Raw genomic sequence first — 25882 nt, 5'->3', positions numbered from 1 at the left:
TCGGTGGTCACCTCAGGAAATCGACGAGCAGGCCGCGCAGCGACTCGGGGTGGTGGAGCACGCCGTGGTCCTGTCCTTCGAGCGTCTCGTAACGGCCATTGGGCACAGCAGCGGCGACGGCCTCCGCGGCGGCCCGAATCCACGCCTCGCCGTTGCCGCCGCCGATGGCCAGGACCGGTGCGTCGATCTTCGCCAGCCGGTCGGCGGGCAGGTGGTTTCCCGGGCCGCAGATCTCGAGGTCGTACGGCAGCGTGTGCGCCAGCGCCGCGAACCAGCCCCACACCGGCGACGCCTTCATGCCCGCGATCTGCTGCGGCGGGGCGCCGACGCCTTCGGTCAGGAACAGCTCCACGGCACCGTCGCGATCGTCGGCGGAAATCAGCTCGCGCACGCGGGTGACCAGGTCGTCGCCGGGGCTTGGCCGCGATTCGACGACGACGAACGGCGGCTCGTAGATGGCGACTTTCGTGACCGGCAAGCCCTGCGAAGCCGCCTCCAGCGCGAGGATCGCGCCCGACGAGTGCCCGAACAACGCCGCCGAGCCACCCACGTGCGAGATCAGCGCGGCCAGGTCCTCGACCTCGCGCGCGACCTCGTACACCGGCGCGTCACCGCTGTCACCGCGGCCTCGCCGGTCATAGGCGACGGCGCGGAAACCCGCGTCGCCGAGGACCGTGGCGAGGCCGGCGACCGTGGTCCGGTCGTTCACGGCGCCGCCGACGAGGATCACGGGCACGCCCGTGCCGATGCTGTCGAAGGCGATCGAGGTGCCGTCGGCGGAAGTGACGGTGGCGGTCATGGCAGTCCTCCTGGATCAGGGTGATTCGTCATGGCCTGGTCGGAACCGCGACGCCGGACCGGACACCGGACGCGCCGGAACGTCAGGGAAGTTTCCACTCCACCGGCGCCGCGCCCTGGTCGGCCAGCAGCTGGTTCGCGCGGCTGAACGGGCGCGAGCCGAAGAAGCCGTTGTGCGCCGAAAGCGGGCTCGGGTGCGCCGACTCGATGCACGGCACGTCGCCCAGCATCGGCCGCAGGTTGCGGGCGTTGCGGCCCCAGAGGATCGCGACCATCGGCTCGTCGCGCGCGGCGAGGGCCTTGATCGCCTGCTCGGTCACCTGCTCCCAGCCCTTGCCCTGGTGGGAGTTCGACTTCCCGGGCTGGACGGTCAGCGCCCGGTTGAGCAGCAGGATCCCCTGCTCGGCCCACGGCGTCAGGTCGCCGTTGGACGGCAACGGGTGGCCGAGGTCGTCGGCGTACTCCTTGTAGATGTTGATCAGGCTCTTCGGGATCGGCCGCACGTCGGGCGCCACCGAGAAGCTCAAGCCCACCGCGTGGCCCGGCGTCGGATACGGGTCCTGGCCGACGATCAGCACCCGCACGTCGTGGAAGGGCTGCTTGAACGCGCGCAGCACGTGCTCCCCCGCCGGCAGGTAGGTGCGGCCGGCGGCGATCTCCGCGCGGAGGAACTCCCCCATCGCGGCCACCTGCGGGGCCACCGGTTCGAGGGCCTGCGCCCAGCCTGCTTCGACGATCTCGTTCAGCGGTCGTGCGGTCACGGCCCGCGAGCCTAGCGCGGGGTGGGCGACGTCACCTGGGCGGGTCGAGGCGGCGGAGCTCCGCGCGGAACCGGGCGCCGCGCCGGACGTAGGAGTCGACCACCATGGCGATCTCCTCCGGCGAGAACGACTTGTTCGGCCGCGTTTTCGCCGGCACGCCGAGCGCGATCTCGCCGCTGCCGACGTGGGAGTCGTACGACAGCACCGCACCCGCGCCGACCATGCCGCCGTCCTCGATGACGGTCCCGTTCAGCACCACCGAGCCGGACGCGATCAGGCAGCCGCTGCCGATCGTGGCGCCCTCGACGTGCACGGCGTGGCCCACGGCCGACGACGGGCCGAGGATCGTCGGATGCCGGCCGGTGCAGTGCACGACGCAGCCGTCCTGGACGTTGGACCGCTCGCCGATCTCGATGTAACCGTGGTCGCCGCGCAACACCGTCTGCGGCCAGACCGAGGCGCGCGCGCCGATCCGGACGTCGCCGATCACAGTCGCGTCCGGATGGACGTAGGCGTCCGGGTGGATCGACGGAACGAGGTCACCGAGCGCGTAGATCGCCATTTCGCCTCCGGTTCGTCAGTGCTGGAAGTCCTGGGCGGGCTGAGGTTTCAAGGGTGCTGCGACGAGGTCCTTGCCGAAGTACCGGCTCTCGATTTCGTCCTTGTACAAGCCGAAACCGGGGATCTCGGCGTAACCGGAAGAACCGTAGAGGGCGATCGCCTCGGGCTGTTCGGTGCCCGTCTCGAGCACCGCGCGCAGCCGTCCGGCGGCGGCCGCCGTGCGCTCGAGCTCGGCCAGCATCACGCGCGCGTACCCACGTCCTCGAGCGGATTCGACGACGTACATGCGCTTCAGCTCGACGTCCCCGGGCCGGAACGTCGGCGCCGGCCCGTCATGCGCCCGCCACGCCCCCGTCGCGACGGGGACCTCGGCGACATAGCCGACCAGGAACAATCCCCGCGGCGGCGCGAACTGCGCCGGGTCCATCGGGGTGGCGTCCTCGCTGCCGTAACGCTTCACGTACTCGAGCTGGACCTCGGCCATCAACTTCGCCGCATCGGGATGGTCGAACGCGACCGCACGGATCTCCACGCCCGCCACTCTAGGCAGCTACCGCCAGTGCTCCCAGCCGCCTTCGTGGCCGTATTCCTTCCCGTCCACGGTGATGCCGGAGTCCGGCATGGTCACGGTGCCGATCCGGCGCCAGCCCTCGGGCAGGTCGCCGAACGGCGGGAAAGTGGCCGCCAGCGCGTGGTCCTCGCCGCCGGTGAGCACCCAGCGCAGCGGGTCGGCGCCGAGCGCGGTGCCCACCTCCCGCAGCCGCGTGGAGACCTCCAGGTCCGTGGTCTGCACGTCGAGGCCGACCCCCGACGCCGACGCGATGTGCCCGAGGTCGGCGAGCAGGCCGTCGGAGATGTCGATCATCGCCGTCGCCCCGGCGAGCGCGGCCCGCGGACCGGCTTCGTAGGGCGGTTCCGGACAGCGTTGCGCGTTGACCACGCCCACGGGCGAACGGAACCCGCGGCGCAGCACCGCAAGCCCCGCCGCCGCCCAGCCGAGCCGACCGCTGACGGCCAGCACGTCGCCGGGCCGCGCGCCCGAGCGCGTCACCGGCTCGCGGTCCTCGAGGTCGCCGAGCGCCGTGACGCTGATCACGAGCTGGTCGGCACTCACCATGTCGCCGCCCGAAACCCCGATCCCGGCCCGGCCCGCCTCGGCCCACATGCCGTTCATGAGCTCCGTCACCACCGTCGCCGGCAAATCCGGCGGACAGGCGAAGCCGACCAGCACCGTGGTCGGTTTCGCGCCCATGGCCGCGACATCGGACAGGTTCACGGCCACGGCCTTGCGCCCCACCTGCTCGGGGCTCGACCAGTCCAGCCGGAAATGCACGCCCTGCACCAGCACGTCCGTGGTCGCGACCACGCGCCCGTCCGGCGCGGCGACGACCGCGGCGTCGTCGCCGGGGCCGAGCAAAGTGGACGCCGGCTGGCGACGCCCTTCGGTGACCGCCTGGATCAGCGCGAATTCGCCGATCGCGGCCACCGTGCCGTCGTTCGGTGACACCGGTCACCTCCGATTTCTCTCCGGGCACGAAGCCTCGACCACCGACAGTCGGATCCCCTAGGTTTTTCCCGGGGCTGGCGATACGTTGCCTACACCGTTCCTACCTCGACACCATCGCTACCGACGAAAGGGCACGCCGTGGTCCACGCATACATCCTCATCCAGACCGAGGTCGGCAAGGCGGCCGCGGTGGCGGCGGAGATCGCCGGTGTCCCCGGCGTCACCAGCTCGGAGGATGTCACCGGCCCGTACGACGTCATCGTGCGCGCGACCGCGGACACCGTGGACCAGCTGGGCCAGCTCGTCGTCGCGAAGGTGCAGAACGTGGAGGGCATCACGCGGACCCTGACCTGCCCGGTGGTCCATCTCTGAGCCGTGGTGCACTGGTCCGGTGGCAGATTCCGACACCGGCGCACCGCCGAAGGTGGTGCTCATCACGGCCTCCGCGCTCGTGGTCGCGCTGGCCGTGGCAGTCGCGGTCTTCGCGCTGACGAAGGGAACGGCGGCGTCGAGCGCGGCCCCGGACGCGAACGGGCCGCTCGCGCTCGTCTCCGTTCCGGCGCCGCACGCGGGCGAGCCGTCGTGCACCACGCTCGTTTCCGCGGTTCCGGCGGACCTGACGTCCAACGGCAAGCAGCTCGCCCCGCGCACCCTGGCCGCGCCGGCGCCGAAGGCCACGGTCGCTTGGGGAGACGGTGACCCGATCGTCCTGCGCTGCGGCCTCGACCGGCCGCCGGAGCTGACGCAGACCGCGCAGCTGCGCGTCGTCAACGGCGTGCAGTGGCTGCAGCTCAGCGAGGACGGCTCGGCCACCTGGTACGTGGTCGACCGGGACGTCTACATCGCACTGACCATCCCGGACTCCGCCGGCACCGGCCCGCTGCAGGCGATCTCCGACACCGTCGCGGCGAAGCTGCCGGTCAGGCCCCTGAAGTTCTAGCGGCGATCGTCTCTAGCGACTCTCCGGTCGTGCGTGGCCCCAGAATGGCGACGTCGATGATCAGCAGCACCATCGCGCCCGCGACCACGGCGTACATCGTGGTGGCGCCCGCGCCCTGCAGCACTGGCAGCAGGATGAACGGCATCGCCGCGGTGGCCAGCCGCGAGAGCGCGTACGCCGAACCGGCGGCGGTCGCGCGCAGCGACGTCGGGAACAGCTCGCCCTGGTAGGTGTGGAAGGCGTTGGAGAAGACATTGCTGACGGCCGTGTAGCAGAAGCCGAAGACGGCGATCAGCACCCCGGACGTCGAGTAGCCGAACGCCAGCCCGAACACCGCCATGCCCGCCGCGCTGGCGACGATCAGCCACTTGCGCTCGATCCGCTCGATGATCGGGATCGACAGCGCCGAGCCGATCGGGTAGCCGAGGAACGTCAGCGCGCTGAATGTCAGGGAGCTGACGAGGGAGAAACCCTTGGCTGCGAGCACGATGGGGACCAGCGAGCCGAAACCGTAGTAGCCGAACGCCTGCAGCAGCTGGAACACGTGGAGCATCGCCGTGCGGCGGAACCACGGCGGGCGCAGCAGCGCGGACACCCGCACCGGCTCCGGCGCGGGTGGCTCCGGTTCCGGCTCGGCCAGCGGTTGCGGCGCCGACGCCTCCAGCCGGCGGACGATCTCGTCGGCCTCCCGCTCCCGCCCGCGCGCGGCGAGCCAGCGCGGCGATTCGGGCAGCGTGAACCGCAGTCCCCAGACGATCGCGGCGCCCAGCGCGCCGATCACGAACAGCCAGCGCCAGCCGTCGACGCCGAGCGGCGAATGGCCGACCAGCGCGCGGGCCAGGAAGCCGGCGGCGGGGACGCCGCAGAAGCCGATCGTGTAGGCCCATGCGGTGGCGCGGCCGCGGGCGCGAGCGGGCAGGAGGTCGGCGAGGTAGGCGTCGGCCACGGGCAGCTCCGCGCCGATGCCGATGCCCGCGACGAACCGGCAGGCCACCAGCATCCAGACGTCCGTGCTGAACGCGCCGAGCAGCGTGAAGACCGAGTAGATCCCGAGGGTGACCAGAAACGCGCGCCGCCGCCCGAGCCGGTCCGCGAGCCGCCCGAGGAACACCGCCCCCACGAACGCCCCGACGAACGCCGACGCGATCAGCGGCTTCAGCAGGTCGGCCGTGACGCCGAACTCCTTGGTCAGCACGGTGCTGATGGTGGCGGCGAGGAACAGGTCGTAGAGGTCGAAGAACGTCACCACCCCCACCACGGCGACGAAGTACCGGTGCCGCCTGGTGACCGGCAGCCGGTCGAGCCGGGACGCGATCTGCACGCGCTGCCTCCTTGTGCGCCGGCGCGCGCCGCTGGAGCCGCGACAGTGCCGCCGGGATTTCCGGTTGATCACTGTAATGGGTGACGTCCGGGGCGCGGGTACGCGGTTTCGCCGATCAGCGGCAACGGTCCGGAAGGTGGTCCGTTTCGGCGGGTTTGGCTGGTGTGGGGCGGTTCTCGGCCGAGGCGCGGTTTCGCCGTCTCGTGGCGACGGTGAGCGCGAGATGCGGGCGAGGCGTTAGCGAAGGCCGGTGCCGCGAGCGATGGCCGTGTCGACGAGGGTTGCGAGGAGGGTCGGGTAGTCCACTCCGGTGACCTCCCACATCTTCGGGTAGGCGGACTTCGTGGTGAAGCCCGGCATGGTGTTGACCTCGTTGATCACCAGGTCGCCGCTCTCGGTGACGAAGAAGTCGACGCGGGCGAGGCCCTGGCAGTCGAGGGCGCGGAAGGCCTCGATGGCCATCGCGCGCACGCGTTCGGTGAGGGCGTCGTCGAGTTTGGCCGGGATGTCCAGCTCGGCGTCATCGCCGAGGTACTTCTTCTCGAAGTCGAACCAGGCGTTGTCGTCCTCGCTGAGGACGCGGATCTCGGCCGGGAGGGAGGCCTCGACGTGCCCGTCCGGGAATTCCAGCGCGCCGCACTCCACCTCGCGCCCGGCCACGGCCGCTTCGACGAGGACCTTGGGGTCGGTGCGCCGGGCCAGCTCGATGGCGGCGTCCACTTCGGACCAGTCGGCGACCCGCGAGATGCCCACCGAAGAGCCCGCGCGCGCTGGCTTGACGAACACCGGCAGCCCCAGGCGTTCCCGGTCCGATTGCTCCACTGTGGACTGTCCACGGCGGAGCGCCGAGTACGAGCCCACCGGAAGGCCTTCCGCGGCGAGGAGCTTCTTCGCGTACTCCTTGTCCATGGCGGCCGCGCTGGCGAACACGCCCGGGCCGACGTACGGGATGTCGGCCAGCTCGAGCAGGCCCTGGATGGTGCCGTCCTCGCCGAAGGCGCCGTGCAGGACCGGGAAGACGACGTCGACGCCGCCGAGCACCTCGGTCGCCTGGCCGGGGTCGACGGTGCGCAGCTCGCGGCTGGTCGGGTCGCCCGCCAGCACGAGCGCGCGACCGGAGTCGACGGACGGCAGCTCGCGGCCCTGGATGCTCAGCGCCTCCGGGTCGCCGCTGCCGAGCACCCAGCCGCCCTGCGGCGTGATGCCGACGGGAAGGATCTCGAAGCGCTCCGGATCCAGGTTCGCGATGACACTGCCCGCCGACAGGCACGAGATCGTGTGCTCGCTGCTGCGCCCGCCGAACACGACCGCCACCCGGACCTTTTCAGCACTCATAGCCGGTCACCGTACCGGGTGACCACCGCGAACAGCGCGGCCCCGTGGACTGAGCGCGACGGACACCACTCCCGCACAACCAGTCGACGGGGTGGCCTGGCGGTCCGGACGCCCACGCTCCGGCCGGGCGTGAGCCGCCTCCGGTCGGACGGCTGGCTCCGCACCTTTCACCACCTGGCAGCAACAGGTCCTCGCCACCTCGCGGCAACGGCTCTTCGCCGCTTGACGGCGACCACAGTTCGCCACCCGGCAGCAACCGCCACTCGTCGCCCAGCAGCAACCGCAGTTCGCCACCCGCTGGCAACCGCCACTCGCCACCCAGCGACGACAGGCCCCCATCGCCTGGCAGCACCAGCCTCTCGCCACCCGGCGGCAACAGCTTTCGCCATCCGGCGGCCACGGCTTCTGGAAACCCCGCAACCATGGCTTCTCGCCACCCAGCGGCGACGGGTGTGGTGAGGGGTGCTCGTGCCCAGCGGAGCACCAGCAGCGGATCTCGCCACACGCTGGCAACAGCTACTCGCCACCCAACGACAACGGTCCCGCCAGCCGCTGACAACAACCTCTGGCCTTCCGGAGGCAACAGCCCCCACCAGCCCGGCGGCAACAACCCCTCGCCGTCCAGCGGCGACAGCCCTCGCCAACCAACGGCGACAGCCACTCGCCGCCCGGCGAGAGCAGCCACCCAGTGACAACAACCTCTCACCACCCGACGGGCTACAACCTCTCGCCGCCCAACGGCGACAGCCCCTGCGACCCCAACGACGACCGCCACTCGCCACCCGGCGAGAACAGCCCCCACCGCCCCAATGGCAACCGCTACTCGCCACCCAACGGAGATAGCGCCGGCCACCCCAACGGCAACCGCCGCTCACCACCGAAAGGCGACAGCCCCGCCACCCCAACGGCGACAGCCACACGCCACCCGGCGGCAACAGGCCACTCGCCGCCCAGGGACGACAGGCTCACCGAAGCAGTGACACCAACGTCGGCAAGGCCGTGACCAACGCTTCCCGCGAGCAGCCCGCGTAACCCAGTGCCACCCCGTGGGCCGTGGGGGTGCCGGCGAAGTGGCGGGCGAGCCCGTCGAGGCGGATGCCGTGGCGTTCGGCGGCGGCGATGCGGTTCGTCTCGTCCTCGGCGGACTCGAAGAGGACCACCAGGTGGGCGCCCGCGTCGTCGCCGAGGATGGGGACGGCGGCGGAGGACAGGGCTTCCGACAAAAGAGTGCGGCGCTCGGCCAGTTCGCGGCGGAGCTTGCGCAGGTGGCGGCCCAGATCGCCGTGACGAGCCAGTTCCACGAGGACCCGCTGGCCCGCCGGGGACGGACGCGTGCCGGTCAGGTCCCGGTAGGCCAGCACGGCCCGCACGACCTCCGACGGCGCCACCAGCCAGCCCGCCCCGAGCGTCGGGGTGAGGATCTTGCTCGTCGTGCCCAGGTGGACGACGACGTCGGGCGCGAGGGCGGCCAGCAGGGGCAGCGGGGCGACGTCGAAGCGCAGCTCTCCGTCGTAGTCGTCTTCGATGACCAGGAGACCGTCCGCCCGGGCCCGCTCGACCAGCTCAACCCGGCGGGCCGCGCTCATCCGGCTGCCCATCGGGTACTGGTGCGCCGGCGAGCAGTAGACCGCCCGCGCGCCCGCCGGGATGGCGTCCGGGCGCAGGCCCTGCTCGTCGACGGGCACGCCCACCACCGTGAGCCCCGCCTGCCGAAACGCCTGCACGGCGCGCTGATACCCGGGCTCCTCGAAGGCGACCACCGCGCCTCGTCTCAGCACGGCGGCGGCCAGTTCGACGACCGCGGCCGTCGTCCCGCCCGTGGCGAGCACCGAGCCGGCGGCCAGGCCGCGGTGGCGCAACAGATGCTCGGAGACCGTCGCTCGATACTCGGGCAGCCCCGCGCGGTGCGCCCGGATCAACGGCTCCGGGTCCGCCGCCGCCCGCCACGCGCGGCGCCAGGCGGCGCGGTCCAAGCCCGCGGCCCACGGCGTGCCCGGGCTGAGGTCCAGCATCGGCGCGATCTCGGCGTCGGCCAACGGCGGTCCCGACGGCGACACCGACGCGGCCGCGCGCGTCGGCGGGGTGGTCACGTACGTGCCAGAACCGTGTCGGCCGGCGATCCAGCCCTCGGCGTGCAGCTGCTCGTACGCGGCCGAGGTCACCGTGCGGGAGACGCCGAGTCTGTCGGCAAGAGCGCGCGTCGACGGGAGCCGGTCGCCGCCGCGCAGGTGACCACTCGCGGCGGCCTCGCGCAAGGCGTCTGCCAGCTGGACGGCGAGCGGCGTACCCGCTTCGCGGTCGAGGCGGACCGGCAACGCGGTGTCGGCGTACGACACGAGGGACCTCCCTCAAGAAAAAGTGGACTTTCCAAGTGTACGAGAAGTGGATGTTTCATGGGTCCACTTGCCTGTTTCAGACTAAAAGGCATGACGAGCCTCTCGCCGACCCCCAGGACCAGCCTCGGCCGCAAGAAGCACCGCGCGGCCACCGACCGCGCCACCCTCTACTCCGTGCTCGACGAGGCGCTGATCTGTCACCTCGGCGTCGTCCGCGACGGCGCGCCGCTGGTGCTGCCCACCGGTTACGCCCGCGACGGCGACACCCTCTACCTGCATGGTTCCACGGGTGCGGCCAGTCTGCGCGCCGCGACGGGCGGCGTGGACGTGTGCGTGACCGTCACTCTGCTGGACGGCATCGTCTACTGCCGCTCGGTGAACAACCACTCGATGAACTACCGCAGCGCCGTCATCCTCGGCCGCGCCGAAACCGTCACCGACCCGGACGCCAAGATGCACGCCCTGCACGTGCTCACCGACCACCTCTCGCCCGGTTCGTGGGAGCACGCGCGCGGCGTCAACGCCAAGGAGTTCGCCGCCGTCAGCGTGCTCGCACTGGACCTGGCGGAGGCTTCGGTCAAGCTCCGCGCGGAGGGCCCGGACGACGAAGCGGACGACGTCGAGGCCGACGCCGCGTGGGCCGGGGTCCTGCCCGTGCGGACGGTGTTCGGCGAGCCCGAGCCGGCGGCGGACCTGTCCGCGAAATGGACGACGCCCGAGCACGTCGCCCAGCGCGTCACGAAGGAAGGGGCAGCCGCACGGTGAACGTCGTGCGGCCCGGTTCGCTGGCCACCTCGACGGTGCCGCCGTGCTCCACCACCAGCGACTGCACCACCGACAGCCCCAGCCCGGTGCCGCCGGCCGAGCGCGTGCGGGAGTTGTCGACGCGGAAGAACCGGTCGAAGATCCGCCGCTGGTCCTCCGCCGCGATGCCGGGCCCGGCGTCGCTGACGCGCACGACGGCCTGACCGTCCTCGACCGTCAGCGCCAGCGAAACGGCCGTGCCCGGCGGTGTGTGGACCGCGGCGTTCGCCAGCAGGTTGTCGAGAACCTGACGCAGCCGGACCGGATCCGCGTCGATTTCGACCGGCCCGGCCGGCACGGCGATCTCCAGTGGACGACCCGGCCGTCCGGCCCGGAACGCGTCGGCGGCCGCGCGCGCCGGATCAGCCAAGTCGATCCGCTCCGGCCGTACCGGCGGCTCGGCGTCGTGCGCGTCGAGCCGCGCGAGCAGCAGCAGGTCGTCCACCAGCACGCTCATCCGCGCGGTCTCCTCGCGGATCTTCGACAGGTGCGCCTCGCGTTCCTCGGGCTCGTTCGCGGCGGCGTAGCGGAACAGGTCGGCGTAGCCGCGAATCGACGTCAACGGCGTGCGCAGCTCGTGGGAGGCATCGGCCACAAAACGGCGAAGGCGCTCGTTCGCCGCTGTCCGCGCGGCCAGCGAGGACTCGATGTGGGTCAGCATCAGGTTGAACGCCGTCCGCAGCTCCTGCACCTCGGCACCGCCGCCTTCGCCGGAAGCGCGGACGGGCAGCGCGGCCGTGGCCATGAGGTCGTGCGACGCGATGTCGTGCGCCGTGCCCGCCATGTCCGACAGCGGCCGCAGCCCCCGGCGCAGCACCAGCCGCCCAGCGACGACGAGGATCGCCAGCGCGATCAGGAACGCGATCACCTCGACGAGCACCAACTGCCGCACGGTGTTGTCCAGATCCGCCTGCGGCGCCGCGCTCAGCAGCACGGTGCCCGTGTCGACCTGGTCCGTCGCGACCGGGCAGGCGCGTACGCGGTATATCCCGGCGCCGTCGATGTACACGGTGCGGAACACGTCGCCCCGCGTCGCGTCGACAGCGACCTTCGCGAGCGTCGCAGCGTCGCTGGGCAGCTTCCCGCCCGGCTGCGGCGTCGCCACGCCTTTGTCCACCTCGAACACGGCGGAGTACCAGGAGTAGATGGTCTGCGGGTTGCCGTGGGACGAGCGCAGGTCGGGCACCTGCGCGACCTGGCTGGTCTTGAGCTGCTCGTCGAGCCGGCGGCCGAGGTAGCCGTTCATGAAGCTCACGGTGACCGTGCCGACGATCGCGAAGACCACCAGCGCCAGCGCGCCCAGCCCGAACGCCAGCCGGGTGCCGAGCCGCGACGCGCGCCACGCGCCGAACCAGCGCCGCGCCCAGCGACCGAGCCGGCTCACCGGCCCGCCCGGCGCACGACGTACCCGACGCCGCGCACGGTGTGGATCAGCGGTTCCGCACCGTCGTCCAGCTTTCGCCGCAAATGGGAGATGACCAGCTCCACCACGTTGGAGCGGCCCCCGAAGTCGTACTCCCAGACGTGGTCGAGGATCTGCGCCTTGGTCAGCACCGTGGGCGAGCGGCGCATGAGGTAGCGCAGCAGCTCGTACTCCGTCGGCGTCAGCTCGGCGGCGCGGCCGTCGCGGCGGACCTCGCGCGTGTCCTCGTCCAGGGTGAGATCGCCCACGGTCAGGACGGCGCCACGCGCGGCCGCCGGGACCGCGGCGCCGGTGCTGCGCCGGAGGACCGCACGCAGCCGCGCCATCAGCTCCTCCACCGAGAACGGCTTCACGAGGTAGTCGTCGCCCCCGCGGGTGAGTCCGGCGATCCGGTCGGCCGTCGCGTCTTTCGCCGTCAGGAAGACCACGGGCACGGTGTTGCCGTTCGCGCGCAAGCGGTCCAGCACCGTGAAGCCGTCGAGGTCGGGCAGCATCAGGTCGAGCACCACGATGTCGGGCCCGAACTCAACCGCCCGGCTCAGCGCCGCCGCGCCGGAGCCCGCGGTCACGGCCAGCCAGCCCTCGTACCGGGCGACGGTCGCCACCAGGTCGGCGATGTGCGGCTCGTCGTCGACGACCAGCAGCCGCACCGGGTTCGGGGTTTCCACTCCCCCATCCTCCGTGAGCCGCGGGCGGGCGCGCGAGCCGAACCCCCGCTCGACAGCCAGTCGACAGGTTCCGCCCAGACCCGGCACAGGTTCCGCGATGACGCTGGCGTTCGTGAACCCGAACCGAAGGGAACCCGTGTGACTGTCATGACACCGATCGCCGCGCCGCCCAGACCGGCGGTGTCGCCGCGCGTCACCGCGAAAGCCTGGCTCTTCGCGTTCCTGGGAGCGAACGTCCTCCTCGTCACCGTGTTCTTCGTCAACGGCGGGCTGTCCGACAACCCGTTGATCAGTGCCGGCCGCCTGGCGGGGCTGTACGCCGCGCAGGCCATGGCTTTCCAGTTGCTGCTCGTGGCGCGCCTGCCGTGGCTCGACCGGCGGCTCGGCATGGACCGGCTCACGGCGTGGCACCGCTGGACCGGCTTCACCCTGTTGTGGACGCTTCTCGCGCACGTCGTGCTCATCGTCTTCGGCTACGCGAGCGTGGAGGCCCGCGGCCCGGTCGGCGAGCTCGTGCAGCTGGCCGACACGCTGGAGGGGCTGCTGCGCGCGATCGTCGCGTTCGTGCTGATCCTCGTGGTCGGCGCCGCTTCCGCCCGGTTCGCGCGCAAGCGGATGGCGTACGAGACCTGGCACTTCGTGCACCTCTACACCTACGCGGCGGTGCTGCTCGCGTTCACGCACCAGGTCGCCGTGGGCCAGTCGTTCACCAGCCACCCGGTCGCGCGCGCCTACTGGTGGACGCTGTGGCTGGGCGCCGGGGCCGCGGTGCTGGCCGGGCGCGTCGGGCTGCCGCTGTGGCGGAATCTGCGGCACCAGCTGCGAGTGGTCGCCGTCGTCCCGGAGTCGCCCGACACCGTTTCGGTCTACATGACGGGCAGGGACCTCGACCGGCTGCCCGCGCGCGCCGGGCAGTTCTTCCTGTGGCGATTCCTGACGAAGGACCGCTGGTGGCAGGCCAATCCGTTCTCCCTTTCGGCCGCGCCCGACGGCCGCACGCTGCGGCTGACGGCGAAGGCCGTCGGCGAGTCCAGCGCGAGCCTGCGCTCGCTGCGCGTCGGCACGCGGGTGTTCGCCGAAGGCCCGTACGGCGCCTTCACCACGATTCACCAGCAGCAGCCGAACGCGCTCCTGGTGGCCGGCGGCGTCGGCATCACGCCGATCCGTGCGCTGCTGGAGGACATCGCCGGCCACGTCGTCGTCCTGTACCGCGTGCGCGCCCCGCAGGACGCGGTGCTGCTGCCCGAGCTGCGCGGGCTGGCCAAGGCCCGCGGCGCGATCGTGCACGTCCTCAGTGGACCGTCCGACCAGCGCGGCCCGCACGGGCCGCTGCTGGGCACCGAAAGCCTGCACGCCCTGGTGCCCGACGTCGACGACCGTGACGTGTTCGTCTGCGGGCCGCCCGGAATGACGGCGGCGGTGCTGCGCAGCCTGCGGGAGCTGCGCGTGCCGTCCGCGCGGGTGCACGCCGAACGTTTCAGCCTGGCCGCGTGAGGAGCGGGAAATGAAGAAGACCATCCTCGTCGTCGCCCTGTCGATCGCCGGGTTCATCGCCGTCTGGCGGTTCGAGCCGACCGCGATGGGGACCACCACGACCACCACCGCCACCCCGCCGTCGGTCTCGGCACCGTCCACTTCGGCCGGCAACAGCGGGACCACGGTGACCGTGCCGGGTTCGGCGCAGAGCAGCGAGTTCGGCACCGTGCAGGTCCAGGTGACGTTCTCCGGCAGCCGGATCACCGACGTCCAGCTCCTGCAACAGCCCGACAGCGGCCGCGGCATCGACGCGCTCCCGCAACTGCGGCAGGAGGCATTGCAGGCCCAGAGCGCGAAAATCGACACCGTGTCCGGAGCGACGCAGACCAGCGAGTCCTACATCCAGTCGCTGCAAGCGGCGATCGACACGAAGGGCGCCTGATGACGACCCACGTCGAGCAGGTGATGGGCCTGCCCGTTTCGCTCGACCTGCGCGACGAAGGCGACTTCTCGGCAGCCGTCACGGACGCGTTCGGCTGGCTGCACGAGGTGGACGCTCGCTTCAGCCCGTACAAAGTGGACAGTGAGGTGTCCCGTTACGACCGGGGCGAGCTGGCCGCGGGCGACCTCAGCGGCGACCTCGACGAGGTGCTCGACCTGTGTGCGTACTACGAGCACCTCTCCGGCGGCGCGTTTTCGGCGCGGCTGCCCGGGCGCGCCCTCGACCCGTGCGCCGTGGTGAAGGGCTGGGCGGTGCAGCGGGCGGCCGACCGCCTGCACGCCGCCGGGGCGCGGCGGTTCTGCCTGAACGCGGGCGGGGACGTCGTCACCTCCGGCGAGCCCGAGCCGGGACGGCCGTGGCGCGTCGGCATCCGGCATCCCGAGCAGCCGCAGTCGGTGTGCGCCGTGGTCACCTCTCGCAACGGGGCGGTGGCGACGTCCGCGGCTTACGAGCGCGGGCAGCACATCCTCGACGGCCGCACCGGGCGACCGGCCACCGGGCTGCTGAGCGTGACGATCGTCGCCGAAGACCTGACGAACGCCGACGCACTGGCCACCGCGGCCTTCGCGCTCGGCGAGGAAGGCATCGAGTGGGCGGCCGGGCAACCCGGCTGTGAGGTGCTGATCATCGACGCGGCCCGCCGGGTGCACCGCTCCCCCGGCCTCGACGCCGCCTGAAAACCGATCGCCCGTGATGTCCGGTTCGGGCACACTCGCGGCAAACCAAGTCGACGTGGGGAGCCGCATGAGCTCGGTAGTGCACAACATCACCTTCGACTGCCCGGACGCGTATGCGCTGGGGCAGTTCTGGAGCGTCGTCGTCGCGCGGCCGCTCACCGACGAGGACTTCCCCGGCGACGAGGAGGTGCTGATCGAACTCGACGCGGGCGTCAACCTGCTGTTCAAGCAGGTGCCGGACGCCAAGACTGTGAAGAACCGCGTGCACCTCTGCCTGCGCCCGGACCGCCCGCGCGACGAGGAAATGGCGCGGCTGCTGGCGGCGGGCGCGACCCTCGTCGACGATCAGCGGCGACCGGACGGCACCGGCTGGGTCGTGCTGGGCGACCCGGAGGGCAACGAGTTCTGCGTGCAGCGCAGCGCGGCCGAAAAAGCGGCGACGGCGTGACCGGCTCGTTCGACGTCAACCGCGCCAACTGGGACGAGCGCGCGCCACTGCACGCGGCGGCGGAGCAGTACGCCGTGCGGAAGTACGTGGACGACCCGGAGTTCCTCAGCCACGTCGTGCGGTTCGACCGGCCGCGGCTCGGCGACGTCGCCGGGTTGCGCGGCGTCCACCTGCAGTGCCACATCGGCACGGACACGCTTTCCCTTTCACGGCTGGGCGCGCGGATGTCCGGCCTCGACCTCTCGCCCGCGTCGCTCACCGAGGCGCGCAAGCTCGCGTCGGCCGCCGGCGCGGACATCGACTACCGGGAGGCGAACGTCTACGCCGCCGCCGAGGTCTTCGGCGAAGGCGGCTTCGACCTGGTCTACACCGGAATCGGCGCGCTGTGCTGGCTGCCGCGGATCGCGGACTGGGCCTCGGTCGTGGCGCGCCTGCTGCGCCCGGGCGGCCGGCTGTTTATCCGCGAAGCCCACCCGATGCTGTGGACTCTGGATGACGAAACCGAGCGCGCCTGGCCCAGGTTCGGCTATTTCGAGCTGGACGAGCCGATGGTGTGGAACGACGAGAACACCTACGTCGACACCGAACGGCCCCTTCGCAACACCACCACGCACGAGTGGAACCACTCGCTCGGCGAGATCATCACGGCGCTTCTGGACAACGGCCTTTCGCTGACCGGGTTCACCGAGCACGACAGCGTCCCGTGGAACGCGTTGCCGAAGGAGATGGCCGCGGGCGACGACGGCGAGTGGCGCATGCGCGAGAATCCGGGCCGGCTCGCGGCGAGCTACACACTCCAGGCGGTGAAAGGTTCCTGACGTGGCCCGGATCCTGCTCGGTTCCTAGAGTGGCGGCATGACTCGTCCCCTGATCGCCGTCGCCGCGCTGGGCGGCACCATCTCGATGACCCCCGGCGGCCGGATCGAAGACGGCGTCGTGCCCCGGCTGACCGCCGCCGACCTGCTCGGCGAGCTGGGCGCCGACCTGCCGATGGACGTCCGCGCGGCCACGCTCGCCGGCATCTCCAGCGCCTCGATGGACTACGCCACCCTGGCGCGTTGCCTGGTCTGGGGAGCCGAACAGGTCGCGGACGGCGCCACCGGGCTCGTCGTGGTGCAGGGCACGGACACCTTGGAGGAGACGGCGTACTTCTTCGAGCTGGCCTGGCCGCACGACGACGTGCCGGTGGTGGTCACCGGCGCGATGCGCAACCCCAGCCTGCCGAGCGCGGACGGGCCGGCGAACCTGCTGGCGTCGCTCACCGTCGCGGCCGACCCGCGCAGCCGCGGCTCCCTGGTGGTGTTCAACGACGACGTCCACGCAGCACGCTGGGTGCGAAAGTCCCATTCGAGCCACCTGGAGGCGTTCTCGTCGGCGCCGGCGGGACCGCTGGGCCTCGTCGCGGAGGGCTCGGTGCACTACTTCCACCCGCCCCTCCCGCGCCCGCCCGCGCTGCCGTTGGCGGACGCGGACTTCTCCGGGCTGGTGCCGCTGCTGGAGGCCGGCATCGCGGACTCGGGCGAGCTGCTTTCCCTGGTGCTGGCGGGCGGCGCGCGCGGCGTGGTCGTCGCGGCGAGTGGGGTCGGCCACGTTTCCACGGGTACGGCGGACGTGATCGCGGCCGCGAAGGTCCCGGTCGTGATCGCGTCGCGCACCGGCGCCGGCCCGACTTTCCGCGGCACGTACGGCTTCCACGGCTCCGAGTCCAGCCTGATCCGCATGGGCGCGACCATGGCCGGGTGGCTGTGCCCGCGCAAGTCCCGGGTCCTGCTGCAACTCCTGCTGGCGACCGGCGCGTCGCGGTCCCGGATCGAGGCGGAGTTCCGGCTCCGCGGCGACCTGGACCGCTGACCGGCACGGGTTCCCGACGGCGCGCGAACGGGACTCTCGCACCGTCACCCGATTGGACCGATTTCCCCGTGGCAGCAACGACTTTCGCCGCGTCCGAACCCGGGATCAGTCGCGGATCGGGCCGCCCAGCGGATCCAGGTGGTACGGCCGCATGTCGCGGGGGCCGTCGCGGTAGACGTGGATGCTGATGGCCGGGTCGGGCCCGTCGTTGCGCACCTCGTGGACGTAGCCGGGGCCGAAGACACGCGACTGGCCCGCGGCGAGCGCGTGCACCTCGGTCACGGCGCGGCCGCCGGGGGCGCGACGCGCGACCGTCTCGGTCAGCCGGCCCGAGACGACCGTGAACGCGCCGGTCGCGAAAACGTGGTCGTGCAGGTCCGTGTGCTGGCCCGGCAGCCAGCCGAGCAGCCAGATCTCCTGGCCGTCCTCGCGGGAGACGAGCGCGGAAAACCGCTCGTCGGGGTCGTAGCGGAGCAGGCCGCCCCAGCGGTCCCGGTCGGCGGCCACCTCGAGGGCGACGCGGACGGGGTGGCGCAGGGCGGGGTTCTCGGGACGCAGCAGGGTGTTGTCCGGAACGGCGAACATGAAACTGTCCTCACAGAAGGAAAGAAGAGAAGAGCTGGGCCGGGGCGGGGCTCACCGACAACAGCGACACGACGCGCCCATGACGGGGCGGAGGTCACAGGACCCCGGCCACACGATCATCAGGCACGTCGACATGCCGTACAGCGAACCAGCGCCACCGGCCCCGGTCAACCCGTCCCATCCCCTGGACCCGCCCGGCCCAGGGAACCGCTCAGCTCCACTCGTGTTTCTGCGACCGTCCCAGCAGCTCGGCGCCGGCCTGGCGGGGGTCGACGCCCTCGTGGCAGACGCGGTGCATCGCGTCCGTGATGGGCATGTCGACGCCCAGTCCCTGGGCCAGCGCGCGGATCGACGAGCAGGACGCGACGCCCTCGGCCACCTGGCCGCCGGCCGCGGCCTGCGCCTGTTCCAGCGTGTCGCCCCGGCCCAGCCGTTCGCCGAACGTGCGGTTGCGCGAAAGCGGCGACGAGCAGGTCGCCACCAGGTCGCCGAGGCCGGCCAGGCCCGCGAACGTCAGCGGGTCCGCGCCGAGTTTCGCGCCGAGGCGCGCCATCTCCGCCAGCCCGCGGGTGATCAGCGTCGCCATCGTGTTGGCGCCGAGGCCCATGCCCGCGGCCATGCCGCAGCTGAGCGCGATCACGTTCTTGCACGCCCCGCTCAGCTCGCAGCCGACCACGTCGGTGTTGGTGTACGGCCGGAAGTACTGGTTGGAGCTGGCCCGCTGCACCGCCATCGCGCGCTCGTGGTCGGCGCAGGCGATCACCGCCGCGGCCGGCTGGGAGGCGGCGATTTCCCGGGCCAGGTTCGGCCCCGAAACGACCACGATCTCGTCCGCGGGCACCTGCGCCAGCTCCGCGATGACCTCGCTCATCCGCTTCAGCGTGCCCAGCTCGACGCCCTTGGCGAGGCTCACCAGGATCGCCTCGCGCGGCAGCAACGGCTGCCACGCGGTCAGGTTCGCGCGCAGGCTCTGGCTCGGCACGCCCAGCACGACGGCCTGGGCACCGTCCAGCGCCGCCGCGGCGTCCGCCGTCGCCGTGATGCGCTCGGGCAGCCGGACGCCGGGCAGGTACGAGGAGTTCGCGTGCGCCGAGCGGATCTCCTCGGCGACGGACTCCCGCCGCGCCCAGACGGTCACGTCCCGGCCGGCGTCGCCGAGCACCTTCGCGAACGCGGTGCCCCACGAGCCGGCGCCCAGCACGGTGACCCGCTGGACGTCGGTGGCGAAGGTGGCCATCAGGCGTCCGGCTTCTTCGACGGCGGCTCCTCGTGCCGGATCTCCGACAGCAGCCGGGTGACCTCGTCCATCATCAGCGCGGTCACCTCACGCAGCGTCGAGGCGCTGCGCGGGTTCGCGCCCTCGTACGCCGACAGGTCGATCGGGTCGCCGACCAGGTGGGTCACGGTCTTGCGCGGCAGCGGCGTGAACTTCTTCGTGTAGCCGTTGAAGATCTCGTTCGTGCCCCAGCGCGCGATCGGGATCACCGGGACGTCGTTCTGCAGCGCCAGCCGCGCGACGCCGGTGAACGCGTCCTTCGGCCAGCCCGCGGGGTCCTTCGTGATGGTGCCCTCGGGGTAGATGACGATGACCTTGCCCTCTTCCAGCGCCTGGTGGGCGGCCTTGAGGCTGTCGCCGGCCGCGCTCGAACCGCGCGAAACCGGGATCTGCCCCGAGCCGTCCACGATCTTCCCGAGCACCGGGACGTGGCGCAGGCTCTCCTTGAGGAAGAACCGCGGGACCCGCTTGAGCCGGTGCACGAACACCGCGTCGACCACCGGGTCCAGGTGCGAGATGTGGTTCAGCACCAGCACCGCCGGACCCTGCCGGGGCACCTTCTCCGCACCGATCTGGACCCGCTTGCCGATCGCCGTCAACGGGTAGAACACAGCGGCGGCCAGTCCCACCCAGAAGCCGCCCTTTTCACGCCGTGTCAATGTCTCCTCCTCGAGCTCGCACTCCTGCTGATCCTGCCGCGCGCCGGTTCACGCAGTCCAGGGAGGGTGTGCTCACCACGGGCGGCGGCGGTTTCGGGTAAAGATGGACGGGTGGACGTGGACCTGATCGTGCCGTTGAAGCACCCGCGCGACGGCAAGTCGCGGCTGCGGGGCGCACTCGCCGAAGAACGGCACCCCGACCTGGTGCTGGCGCTGGCGTACGACACGCTGGCGGCGGTGGCATCGGCCGCGCACGTGCGTCGGGTGCTGGTGGTCGCGGCCGATCCGGCGGCGGTGTCCGAACTGGCCGCGCTCGGCGCGGAGATCGTGCCCGAGCCGGAGGTGCCCGGCCTCAACGAGGCGCTCCGGCACGGCGAGGCACTGCTGCGGGCGGGCTCGCCCGGCGGGGTGATCGGCGCGTTGCAGGCCGACCTGCCCGCCCTGCGCCCGGGCGATCTGGCCACGGCGCTGGGCGAGGCGGCGGGACGGCGCGCGTTCGTCGCCGACCGTCAAGGCACCGGCACGACGCTGCTGCTGTCGGCGCCCGGCGCGCCGCTCGACCCGCGGTTCGGGGTCGGCTCAGCGGGCCTGCACACCCGCTCCGGCGCCACCCCGCTGGCCGGCGGGCTGGTCTCCCTTCGCAGCGACGTGGACACTCCCGAGGACCTCGGGCACGCCTGTTCGCTCGGTGTCGGGGAGCACACCGCGGCGGTGCTGGGCACGGCCTGTGTGCCGCTGGGCTGAGCTGTTCATTTGACCTTCACCGCGGTCTGCGCAATCGGTAGCTTTGTAGTGAACAATGGGCCTCGTGAGCACAGACGACGGCAGCACTCCAGCCCGTAGCGGTCAGCAGGCCCGGCGACGCGGGACCAGCCCGGCGACGCCGGTCGCGAAGGACCCCGCTCCCCGCCGGAGCTCGGCCGCCCGGAAGACGGCCACCGGCCAGGCGGCCCCGAAGTCCGTGACCGCAGGCCCGGGTTCGGCCAAGGCGACGGCCGCGCGCGCCACCGCGGCCAGAGCCGGTGTCTCCGCCGCCGCGTCCAAGAGCGAGCCCAAGAACACGCCGTCGAAGTCGGCCGCGCTGCGGGCTTCGGCCTCGAAGCCCGCGACGCCGAAGAGCCGCGAGTCGAAGAACCCGGGCGGCAAGAGCGTTCCGGGCAAGACCGCGCTCGCGAAGATCACCGCCCGCGCTTCCGCGGCGAGTGCGGCCGCGAGGGAGGCCTCGGGCGAGGAGATCCGCGCCGTGCCGTCCGCGCCGCCCGCCGTCACCTCGACCGTGCCGACCGCCGTGGAGACTCTGCCCGACGACCGGTACTTCAACCGGGAGCTCTCCTGGCAGGACTTCAACGCGCGGGTGCTCGCGCTGGCCGAGGACGAATCGCAGGCCTTGCTCGAACGGGCGAAGTTCCTGGCCATCTTCGCGTCCAATTTGGACGAGTTCTACATGGTCCGCGTGGCCGGCCTGAAGCGCCGCGACGAGACGGGCCTGCCGGTGCGCAGCGCGGACGGGCTCACCCCGCGCGAGCAGCTGGACTACATCGCCAAGCGCAACCAGGACCTGGTGGAGCGGCACACGGCCGCGTTCGAAGAGCACCTTCGCCCGCAGCTGGCGGAGCAGGACATCCGGATCGTCGGCTGGGCCGACCTCGCCGGGGCCGATCAGCTGCGGCTGTCCAGCTACTTCTCCGAACAGATCTTCCCGGTGCTCACACCGCTGGCCGTCGACCCCGCGCACCCGTTCCCGTACATCTCCGGGCTGTCGCTGAACCTCGCGGTGACGGTGCGCGACCCGCAGGGCGGGACCGAGCGCTTCGCCCGCGTGAAGGTGCCCAGCAACGTGCCGCGGCTGATGCGCGTGGAACAGGAACGGACCAGCCGCACGGCCACCTTCCTGCCGCTCGAAGAGCTCATCGCCGCGCACCTCGGCGAGCTGTTCACCGGCATGGAGGTGCTTGAGCACCACATCTTCCGCGTCACCCGCAACGCCGACTTCGAGGTCGAAGAGGACCGAGACGAGGACCTCCTGCAGGCGCTGGAGCGCGAGCTGGCCCAGCGCCGGTTCGGCCCGCCGGTGCGGCTCGAGGTCGCGCAGGACATGAGCGAGCACATGCTCGAACTGCTGCTGCGCGAGCTGGAGGTGGACCCGGCCGACGTCGTCGAGGTGCCCGGCCTGCTCGACCTGACCTGCCTGTTCCAGCTGTCCGGTGTGGACCGCAAGGAGCTGAAGGACCGGCCGTTCGTGCCCGCGACGCACCCGGCGTTCGGCGAGCGCGAGACGCCCAAGAGCGTGTTCGCGACGCTGCGCGAGGGCGACGTGCTGGTGCACCACCCGTACGACTCGTTCTCCACCAGCGTGCAGCGCTTCATCGAGCAGGCGGCGGCCGACTCGAAGGTGCTGGCGATCAAGCAGACGCTGTACCGCACCTCGGGCGACTCCCCGATCGTCGACGCGCTGATCGACGCCGCCGAGGCCGGCAAGCAGGTCGTGGCGCTGGTGGAGATCAAGGCCCGCTTCGACGAGCAGGCCAACATCGCCTGGGCGCGCACGCTGGAGCGCGCGGGCGTGCACGTGGTGTACGGCCTCGTGGGCCTGAAGACGCACTGCAAGGTCTCGATGGTGGTGCGGCAGGAAGGCGCCACCATCCGCCGCTACTGCCACATCGGCACCGGCAACTACAACCCGAAGACCGCGCGCCTGTACGAAGACCTCGGCCTGCTCACGGCCGACCCGAGCGTCGGCGCGGACATCACCGACCTGTTCAACGTCCTCACCGGCTATTCGCGCCAGGACACCTACCGGACGCTGCTCACGTCGCCGCACGGCATCCGCCGCGGCATCGTGCGCGCGATCGGCGAGGAGATCGAGCTGGCCCGTGCCGGGCAGCGGGCCGGGATCCGGATCAAGTGCAACTCGCTGGTCGACGAGCAGGTGATCGACGCGCTGTACCACGCGTCGCAGGCCGGCGTGCAGGTCGACGTGGTGGTGCGCGGGATCTGCGCGCTGAAGCCGGGAGTGCCGGGGCTGAGCGAGAACATCCGCGTCCGCTCGATCCTCGGCCGGTTCCTGGAGCACTCGCGGGTGTTCCACTTCCGCGCCGGCGGCACGCACTGGATCGGCAGCGCGGACATGATGCACCGCAACCTGGACCGCCGGATCGAGGCGCTGGTGCGGGTCAAGGACCCGAAGCTGACGCAGCAGCTGGACGCGGTGCTCGACTCGGCGCTCGACCCGACCACGCGCTGCTGGGTGCTTTCGGCCACCGGCGAGTGGCAGCCGTTCCCTGCCGCGGGCTCGCAGGTGCGCGACCACCAAACCGAACTGGCGAAGCTGCACGGAGCCGCCGGATGAGCCCGGACGTCCGGGCGGCCGGCGCCGTGCTGTGGCGCGGCGCCGGTGACGCGTTCGAGGTGGCGCTGGTCCACCGTCCGCGATACGACGACTGGTCGCTGCCCAAGGGCAAGGTCGACCCCGGCGAGACGATCGCCGCCACCGCCGTCCGCGAGATCCGTGAGGAGACGGGTTTTCGCGCCGTGCTGGGCCGGTACGTCGCGCAGACCGCGTACGACGTGCCCGCTCGCCACGGCGAAGGGGTGTTGAAAAAGACGGTCGACTATTTCAGCGGCGAAGCCGTATCCGGCTCCTTCGAGCCCAACGACGAGGTCGACGAGCTGCGCTGGCTCGACCCGTCGGCGGCGGAACAGCTGCTGACGCGGGACACCGACGTCCGCGTGCTGCGGGAGTTCTGCGCGCTGCCGCCGTCGTCGACCACCGTCCTGCTGGTGCGCCACGCGAAGGCGGGCAAGCGCGAGGACTGGACCGGCGACGACGACCTGCGCCCGCTGTCCGACGCCGGGCAGCGCCAGGCCGAAGCCCTGCGCGCGCTGGTGCCGTTGTTCGGCGCGGACCGCGTGCTGTCCGCGCCCCGGCTGCGCTGTGTGCAAACGGTGGCCGGTGTCGCGGACGACCTCGGCGTCGAGGTGCGGCACGAGCACCTGCTGTCGGAAGAGGGTTACTGGCCCGACCCGGTGCTCGGGATCGCCCGCCTGCTCGCGATCGCGGGCGACGGCGGCACTCCCCTGGTGAGCAGCCAGGGCGGGGTGATCCCGGATCTGATCAGCGCGCTGGCCGACCGCGACGGCATCGAGCTGACGGCCTCCCGCGGCGGCGTGGTGCCCAGCAAGAAGGGCTCGCTGTGGGTCCTGACCTTCCGCCCGCCGTCGGGCAGCACCGGCCCGGAACTGATGAGCGCCGATTATTACCCGAGCGCACTCCCTTCCCCGGCGCCGTCGCACTCGTAACCATCCCGACCGGAAACGTACGTTCCTCCATTGTGGAGGCACGGGGATTCGGTCCCGGCGAAGATCGGCAATTACGCGAAAGCCGCCCGGGCGCCTTTGCGAAGCCGCCGGATTCACCCGGGGAATTCCGGGGAAGTCAGCGCTCGGCTGTTGCGCCTCGCGAGTTGTTGTCCGCTGCCACCTGCCGATCATTGCGCCACTCGGGGGACAGCGCCGGCTCCCCCGCCCACGATGGCCGCTGAGCGACCGTTGCCCCCGCGCGCTTCTCCACGGGCGCTGCCGCGGACCACGGCTCGCTGGGGGGCTTCCAGGCCGCAGTAGCGTTCTGCCCTGGGAGCGGCGACACCTGACGGTGACCCTCACTCGTCCGACCGGGTGGCCCCGATCCCACCACCGGAGGGGACTTTCCCGGCCAGGCCACAGCGAGTACGACTCCGCCTCCGTCACAGGGCAGCCTGCCGCGTAAAGAACTCCTTACCAGCTATACCGATCTGCCATTCCCGGCCCAAGACCAGGGTCGCCAGGCCCGAACCAGCGGCTGCCACCACAACCCAAGGCCCCAAGCCACCAGTCGCAAACCGACGGCCGAAAGGGAACAGCAGCCGGTCATCGACCCCTCGCCCAAACCAGCCGCGACAAGTCACCACGCCCCCGCCGAAACCAGCCGCGGCCAGCCGCCACGCCCGCCCAAACCAGCCGCCAACCCGTCGCCCACGCTCCCAGCAGGCCTGCCCGAACCCCGGCTCCCAGCCATCTCCGCGCACCCCGCCACCGCGCCCCGCCGAATGCCCTGCCACACAGCCGATTCACAGAACCGGCCCGAACATGCGGCAGGGCCCCACCCGTGGTTCGGGTGGGGCCCTGCCGTTGCTCGCCTCGAGGAGAGGTGGCTACAACTGCCTACTTCTTCTTCGCGGCGGACGTGCGCTTGGCCGGGGCCTTGGCGGCGGGCTTCTTGGCCGCGGTGGTCTTCGCGGCGGTTGCCTTCGCGGCCGGCTTGGCGGCGGTCTTCGTCGCAGTCGCCTTGGTTGCCGGCTTGGCGGCGGCCTTGGCGCGGGTGGTGGTGGCCTTGGCGGCGGTTGCCTTCGCGGCGGGCTTGGCGGTGGCCTTGGTGGCCTTCGCCTTCGTCGCGGGGGCCTTGGTGGCCGTGGCCTTCGCGGCGGGCTTTGCTGCGGTGGCGCGGGTCCGCGTGGTGGTGGCGCGCGTGGTCGCCGGGCGCGAAGCCGTCGCGCGGGTGGCGGTGGTGCGCGTGGTTGCCGCCGCACGGGTGGTGGTGGCGCGGGCGGGGGTGGCGGTGGCGCGCTTGACGGCGGTGGCCTTGGGCAGTTTTTTGGTGCCGGAGATGACGTCCTTGAAGGTGGTGCCGGCGCGGAAGGCGGGCACGTTGGTCTTCTTCACCTTGACGGTCTCACCGGTACGCGGGTTCCGTGCGGTGCGGGCGGCGCGGGCACGCTTCTCGAACACACCGAACCCGGTGATGTTCACCTTCTCGCCCTTGTTGACCGTCCGGATGATGATGTCGACGAGACCGTCGACGGCCTCCGAAGCAACCTTTTTGTCGCCCAGACGCTCCGACAGCGCCTCGATCAGCTGGGCCTTGTTGGCCATTTCCGGTCCTCCAAGAAGAACTCTTCGTCCACGGCCACGTCGGCCGA

Annotated in this window: 26 protein-coding genes; 12 read left to right on the top strand and 14 right to left on the bottom strand. The window is 71.8% G+C overall.

Features of this window, described 5'->3' with window-relative positions; all coding sequences use genetic code 11:
- Nucleotides 1–7: 7 nt before the first annotated feature.
- The 5 genes from BMY97_RS30205 to BMY97_RS30185 form a co-directional block, all read right to left on the bottom strand.
- Nucleotides 8–799 (bottom strand): alpha/beta fold hydrolase, encoded by a 792-nt coding sequence (locus tag BMY97_RS30205; protein WP_091623271.1) that lies wholly within the window; start codon nucleotides 797–799, stop codon nucleotides 8–10.
- A gap of 82 nt (nucleotides 800–881) precedes the next feature.
- Nucleotides 882–1559, bottom strand: coding sequence for a uracil-DNA glycosylase (locus BMY97_RS30200; RefSeq protein WP_091623269.1), 678 nt, complete (start codon nucleotides 1557–1559; stop codon nucleotides 882–884).
- Nucleotides 1560–1590: 31 nt separating this feature from the next.
- Nucleotides 1591–2121, bottom strand: a complete 531-nt coding sequence (locus BMY97_RS30195) for a gamma carbonic anhydrase family protein (protein WP_091623266.1) — start codon at nucleotides 2119–2121, stop codon at nucleotides 1591–1593.
- Between the two features lie 15 nt (nucleotides 2122–2136).
- Nucleotides 2137–2604 (bottom strand): GNAT family N-acetyltransferase, encoded by a 468-nt coding sequence (locus BMY97_RS30190; protein WP_425425347.1) that lies wholly within the window; start codon nucleotides 2602–2604, stop codon nucleotides 2137–2139.
- A 66-nt stretch (nucleotides 2605–2670) separates the two neighbouring features.
- A complete protein-coding gene (locus BMY97_RS30185; RefSeq protein ID WP_091623264.1) occupies nucleotides 2671–3627 on the bottom strand; it encodes a thiamine-phosphate kinase in 957 nt (318 codons plus the stop codon).
- Nucleotides 3628–3765: 138 nt separating this feature from the next.
- On the opposite strand from BMY97_RS30185, the gene BMY97_RS30180 reads away from it, so the two are divergent.
- Nucleotides 3766–3999: an Lrp/AsnC ligand binding domain-containing protein gene (locus tag BMY97_RS30180; RefSeq protein ID WP_091623261.1), complete on the top strand. Its 234-nt coding sequence runs from the start codon at nucleotides 3766–3768 to the stop codon at nucleotides 3997–3999.
- A 19-nt stretch (nucleotides 4000–4018) separates the two neighbouring features.
- Nucleotides 4019–4567 (top strand): DUF3515 domain-containing protein, encoded by a 549-nt coding sequence (locus BMY97_RS30175; RefSeq protein ID WP_177231608.1) that lies wholly within the window; start codon nucleotides 4019–4021, stop codon nucleotides 4565–4567.
- On the opposite strand, the gene BMY97_RS30170 is transcribed toward BMY97_RS30175, so the two are convergent.
- The 3 genes from BMY97_RS30170 to pdxR all read right to left on the bottom strand — a co-directional run bounded on the left by BMY97_RS30170 (nucleotide 4548) and on the right by pdxR (nucleotide 9559).
- Complete coding sequence (locus BMY97_RS30170; protein ID WP_091623259.1) at nucleotides 4548–5888, bottom strand: MFS transporter; 1341 nt, start codon at nucleotides 5886–5888, stop codon at nucleotides 4548–4550. The genes BMY97_RS30175 and BMY97_RS30170 overlap by 20 nt on opposite strands.
- Before the next feature lie 237 nt (nucleotides 5889–6125).
- Complete coding sequence (locus BMY97_RS30165; protein WP_091623256.1) at nucleotides 6126–7223, bottom strand: D-alanine--D-alanine ligase family protein; 1098 nt, start codon at nucleotides 7221–7223, stop codon at nucleotides 6126–6128.
- 965 nt (nucleotides 7224–8188) lie between these two features.
- Nucleotides 8189–9559, bottom strand: a complete 1371-nt coding sequence (gene pdxR / locus BMY97_RS30160; protein WP_091623254.1) for a MocR-like pyridoxine biosynthesis transcription factor PdxR — start codon at nucleotides 9557–9559, stop codon at nucleotides 8189–8191.
- A gap of 90 nt (nucleotides 9560–9649) precedes the next feature.
- Here pdxR and BMY97_RS30155 point away from each other — a divergent pair, with 90 nt between their 5' ends.
- Nucleotides 9650–10324 carry a pyridoxamine 5'-phosphate oxidase family protein gene (locus tag BMY97_RS30155; RefSeq protein WP_091623251.1) on the top strand — a complete coding sequence of 225 codons (675 nt, stop codon included), beginning with the start codon at nucleotides 9650–9652 and terminating at the stop codon, nucleotides 10322–10324.
- Here BMY97_RS30155 and BMY97_RS30150 read toward each other — a convergent pair.
- Both BMY97_RS30150 and BMY97_RS30145 read right to left on the bottom strand, forming a co-directional pair.
- Entirely contained in the window at nucleotides 10296–11747 is a 1452-nt protein-coding gene (locus BMY97_RS30150) for a sensor histidine kinase (RefSeq protein ID WP_091623248.1), read from the bottom strand. The two genes, BMY97_RS30155 and BMY97_RS30150, sit on opposite strands and share 29 nt — an antisense overlap.
- The gene (locus BMY97_RS30145; protein WP_091623245.1) at nucleotides 11744–12454 is read right to left on the bottom strand and encodes a response regulator transcription factor; all 711 of its coding nucleotides are present in this window, start codon (nucleotides 12452–12454) and stop codon (nucleotides 11744–11746) included. The genes BMY97_RS30150 and BMY97_RS30145 overlap by 4 nt, the downstream gene beginning before the upstream one ends.
- Nucleotides 12455–12601: 147 nt before the next feature.
- On the opposite strand from BMY97_RS30145, the gene BMY97_RS30140 reads away from it, so the two are divergent.
- The 6 genes from BMY97_RS30140 (at nucleotide 12602) to BMY97_RS30115 (ending at nucleotide 17408) form a co-directional block, all read left to right on the top strand.
- Nucleotides 12602–13948 carry a ferredoxin reductase family protein gene (locus BMY97_RS30140; protein WP_091623242.1) on the top strand — a complete coding sequence of 449 codons (1347 nt, stop codon included), beginning with the start codon at nucleotides 12602–12604 and terminating at the stop codon, nucleotides 13946–13948.
- A gap of 10 nt (nucleotides 13949–13958) precedes the next feature.
- Nucleotides 13959–14372, top strand: coding sequence for an FMN-binding protein (locus BMY97_RS30135; protein WP_091623241.1), 414 nt, complete (start codon nucleotides 13959–13961; stop codon nucleotides 14370–14372).
- Nucleotides 14372–15109, top strand: coding sequence for an FAD:protein FMN transferase (locus tag BMY97_RS30130; protein WP_091623239.1), 738 nt, complete (start codon nucleotides 14372–14374; stop codon nucleotides 15107–15109). Before BMY97_RS30135 ends, BMY97_RS30130 begins: the two co-directional genes overlap by 1 nt.
- Nucleotides 15110–15176: 67 nt before the next feature.
- Entirely contained in the window at nucleotides 15177–15557 is a 381-nt protein-coding gene (locus BMY97_RS30125; protein ID WP_091623237.1) for a VOC family protein, read from the top strand.
- Nucleotides 15554–16375 (top strand): class I SAM-dependent methyltransferase, encoded by an 822-nt coding sequence (locus tag BMY97_RS30120; protein WP_091623234.1) that lies wholly within the window; start codon nucleotides 15554–15556, stop codon nucleotides 16373–16375. The genes BMY97_RS30125 and BMY97_RS30120 overlap by 4 nt, the downstream gene beginning before the upstream one ends.
- 37 nt (nucleotides 16376–16412) lie before the next feature.
- Nucleotides 16413–17408 (top strand): asparaginase, encoded by a 996-nt coding sequence (locus tag BMY97_RS30115; protein WP_091623231.1) that lies wholly within the window; start codon nucleotides 16413–16415, stop codon nucleotides 17406–17408.
- A 105-nt stretch (nucleotides 17409–17513) separates the two neighbouring features.
- Here BMY97_RS30115 and BMY97_RS30110 read toward each other — a convergent pair whose 3' ends face one another.
- From BMY97_RS30110 to BMY97_RS30100, 3 genes are all read right to left on the bottom strand, one after another.
- Nucleotides 17514–17993 (bottom strand): cysteine dioxygenase, encoded by a 480-nt coding sequence (locus BMY97_RS30110; RefSeq protein WP_091623229.1) that lies wholly within the window; start codon nucleotides 17991–17993, stop codon nucleotides 17514–17516.
- Between the two features lie 211 nt (nucleotides 17994–18204).
- On the bottom strand, nucleotides 18205–19230 hold the full coding sequence (locus BMY97_RS30105) for an NAD(P)H-dependent glycerol-3-phosphate dehydrogenase (RefSeq protein ID WP_091623227.1): 1026 nt from the start codon (nucleotides 19228–19230) through the stop codon (nucleotides 18205–18207).
- Nucleotides 19230–19928, bottom strand: coding sequence for a lysophospholipid acyltransferase family protein (locus BMY97_RS30100; RefSeq protein WP_091623224.1), 699 nt, complete (start codon nucleotides 19926–19928; stop codon nucleotides 19230–19232). Before BMY97_RS30100 ends, BMY97_RS30105 begins: the two co-directional genes overlap by 1 nt.
- 111 nt (nucleotides 19929–20039) lie before the next feature.
- On the opposite strand from BMY97_RS30100, the gene cofC reads away from it, so the two are divergent.
- From cofC to BMY97_RS30085, 3 genes are all read left to right on the top strand, one after another.
- Nucleotides 20040–20672, top strand: a complete 633-nt coding sequence (gene cofC, locus BMY97_RS30095; protein ID WP_091623221.1) for a 2-phospho-L-lactate guanylyltransferase — start codon at nucleotides 20040–20042, stop codon at nucleotides 20670–20672.
- Nucleotides 20673–21105: 433 nt separating this feature from the next.
- Entirely contained in the window at nucleotides 21106–23277 is a 2172-nt protein-coding gene (locus BMY97_RS30090; RefSeq protein WP_425425346.1) for an RNA degradosome polyphosphate kinase, read from the top strand.
- Nucleotides 23274–24227 carry an NUDIX hydrolase gene (locus BMY97_RS30085; protein ID WP_091623215.1) on the top strand — a complete coding sequence of 318 codons (954 nt, stop codon included), beginning with the start codon at nucleotides 23274–23276 and terminating at the stop codon, nucleotides 24225–24227. The genes BMY97_RS30090 and BMY97_RS30085 overlap by 4 nt, the downstream gene beginning before the upstream one ends.
- Before the next feature lie 900 nt (nucleotides 24228–25127).
- On the opposite strand, the gene BMY97_RS30080 is transcribed toward BMY97_RS30085, so the two are convergent.
- Nucleotides 25128–25835, bottom strand: coding sequence for an HU family DNA-binding protein (locus tag BMY97_RS30080; RefSeq protein WP_091623212.1), 708 nt, complete (start codon nucleotides 25833–25835; stop codon nucleotides 25128–25130).
- Nucleotides 25836–25882 lie beyond the last annotated feature (47 nt).

Source organism: Amycolatopsis saalfeldensis, assembly GCF_900110575.1.
Taxonomy (GTDB): Bacteria; Actinomycetota; Actinomycetes; order Mycobacteriales; family Pseudonocardiaceae; genus Amycolatopsis; species Amycolatopsis saalfeldensis.
The sequence above is the reverse complement of the archived record's forward strand: the minus strand, read 5'-3'. Positions and strand labels throughout refer to the sequence as shown.

Excerpts from the sequence above, each read along its gene's own strand:
- BMY97_RS30205 (WP_091623271.1), bottom strand. The coding sequence starts at position 799 with ATGACCGCCACCGTCACTTCCGCCGACGGCACCTCGATCGCCTTCGAC.
- BMY97_RS30195 (WP_091623266.1), bottom strand. The coding sequence starts at position 2,121 with ATGGCGATCTACGCGCTCGGTGACCTCGTTCCGTCGATCCACCCGGAC.
- BMY97_RS30190 (WP_425425347.1), bottom strand. The coding sequence starts at position 2,604 with ATGGCCGAGGTCCAGCTCGAGTACGTGAAGCGTTACGGCAGCGAGGAC.
- BMY97_RS30165 (WP_091623256.1), bottom strand. The coding sequence starts at position 7,223 with ATGAGTGCTGAAAAGGTCCGGGTGGCGGTCGTGTTCGGCGGGCGCAGC.
- BMY97_RS30155 (WP_091623251.1), top strand. The coding sequence starts at position 9,650 with ATGACGAGCCTCTCGCCGACCCCCAGGACCAGCCTCGGCCGCAAGAAG.
- BMY97_RS30140 (WP_091623242.1), top strand. The coding sequence starts at position 12,602 with ATGACACCGATCGCCGCGCCGCCCAGACCGGCGGTGTCGCCGCGCGTC.
- BMY97_RS30135 (WP_091623241.1), top strand. The coding sequence starts at position 13,959 with ATGAAGAAGACCATCCTCGTCGTCGCCCTGTCGATCGCCGGGTTCATC.
- BMY97_RS30130 (WP_091623239.1), top strand. The coding sequence starts at position 14,372 with ATGACGACCCACGTCGAGCAGGTGATGGGCCTGCCCGTTTCGCTCGAC.
- BMY97_RS30125 (WP_091623237.1), top strand. The coding sequence starts at position 15,177 with ATGAGCTCGGTAGTGCACAACATCACCTTCGACTGCCCGGACGCGTAT.
- BMY97_RS30115 (WP_091623231.1), top strand. The coding sequence starts at position 16,413 with ATGACTCGTCCCCTGATCGCCGTCGCCGCGCTGGGCGGCACCATCTCG.
- BMY97_RS30110 (WP_091623229.1), bottom strand. The coding sequence starts at position 17,993 with ATGTTCGCCGTTCCGGACAACACCCTGCTGCGTCCCGAGAACCCCGCC.
- BMY97_RS30105 (WP_091623227.1), bottom strand. The coding sequence starts at position 19,230 with ATGGCCACCTTCGCCACCGACGTCCAGCGGGTCACCGTGCTGGGCGCC.
- BMY97_RS30085 (WP_091623215.1), top strand. The coding sequence starts at position 23,274 with ATGAGCCCGGACGTCCGGGCGGCCGGCGCCGTGCTGTGGCGCGGCGCC.
- BMY97_RS30080 (WP_091623212.1), bottom strand. The coding sequence starts at position 25,835 with ATGGCCAACAAGGCCCAGCTGATCGAGGCGCTGTCGGAGCGTCTGGGC.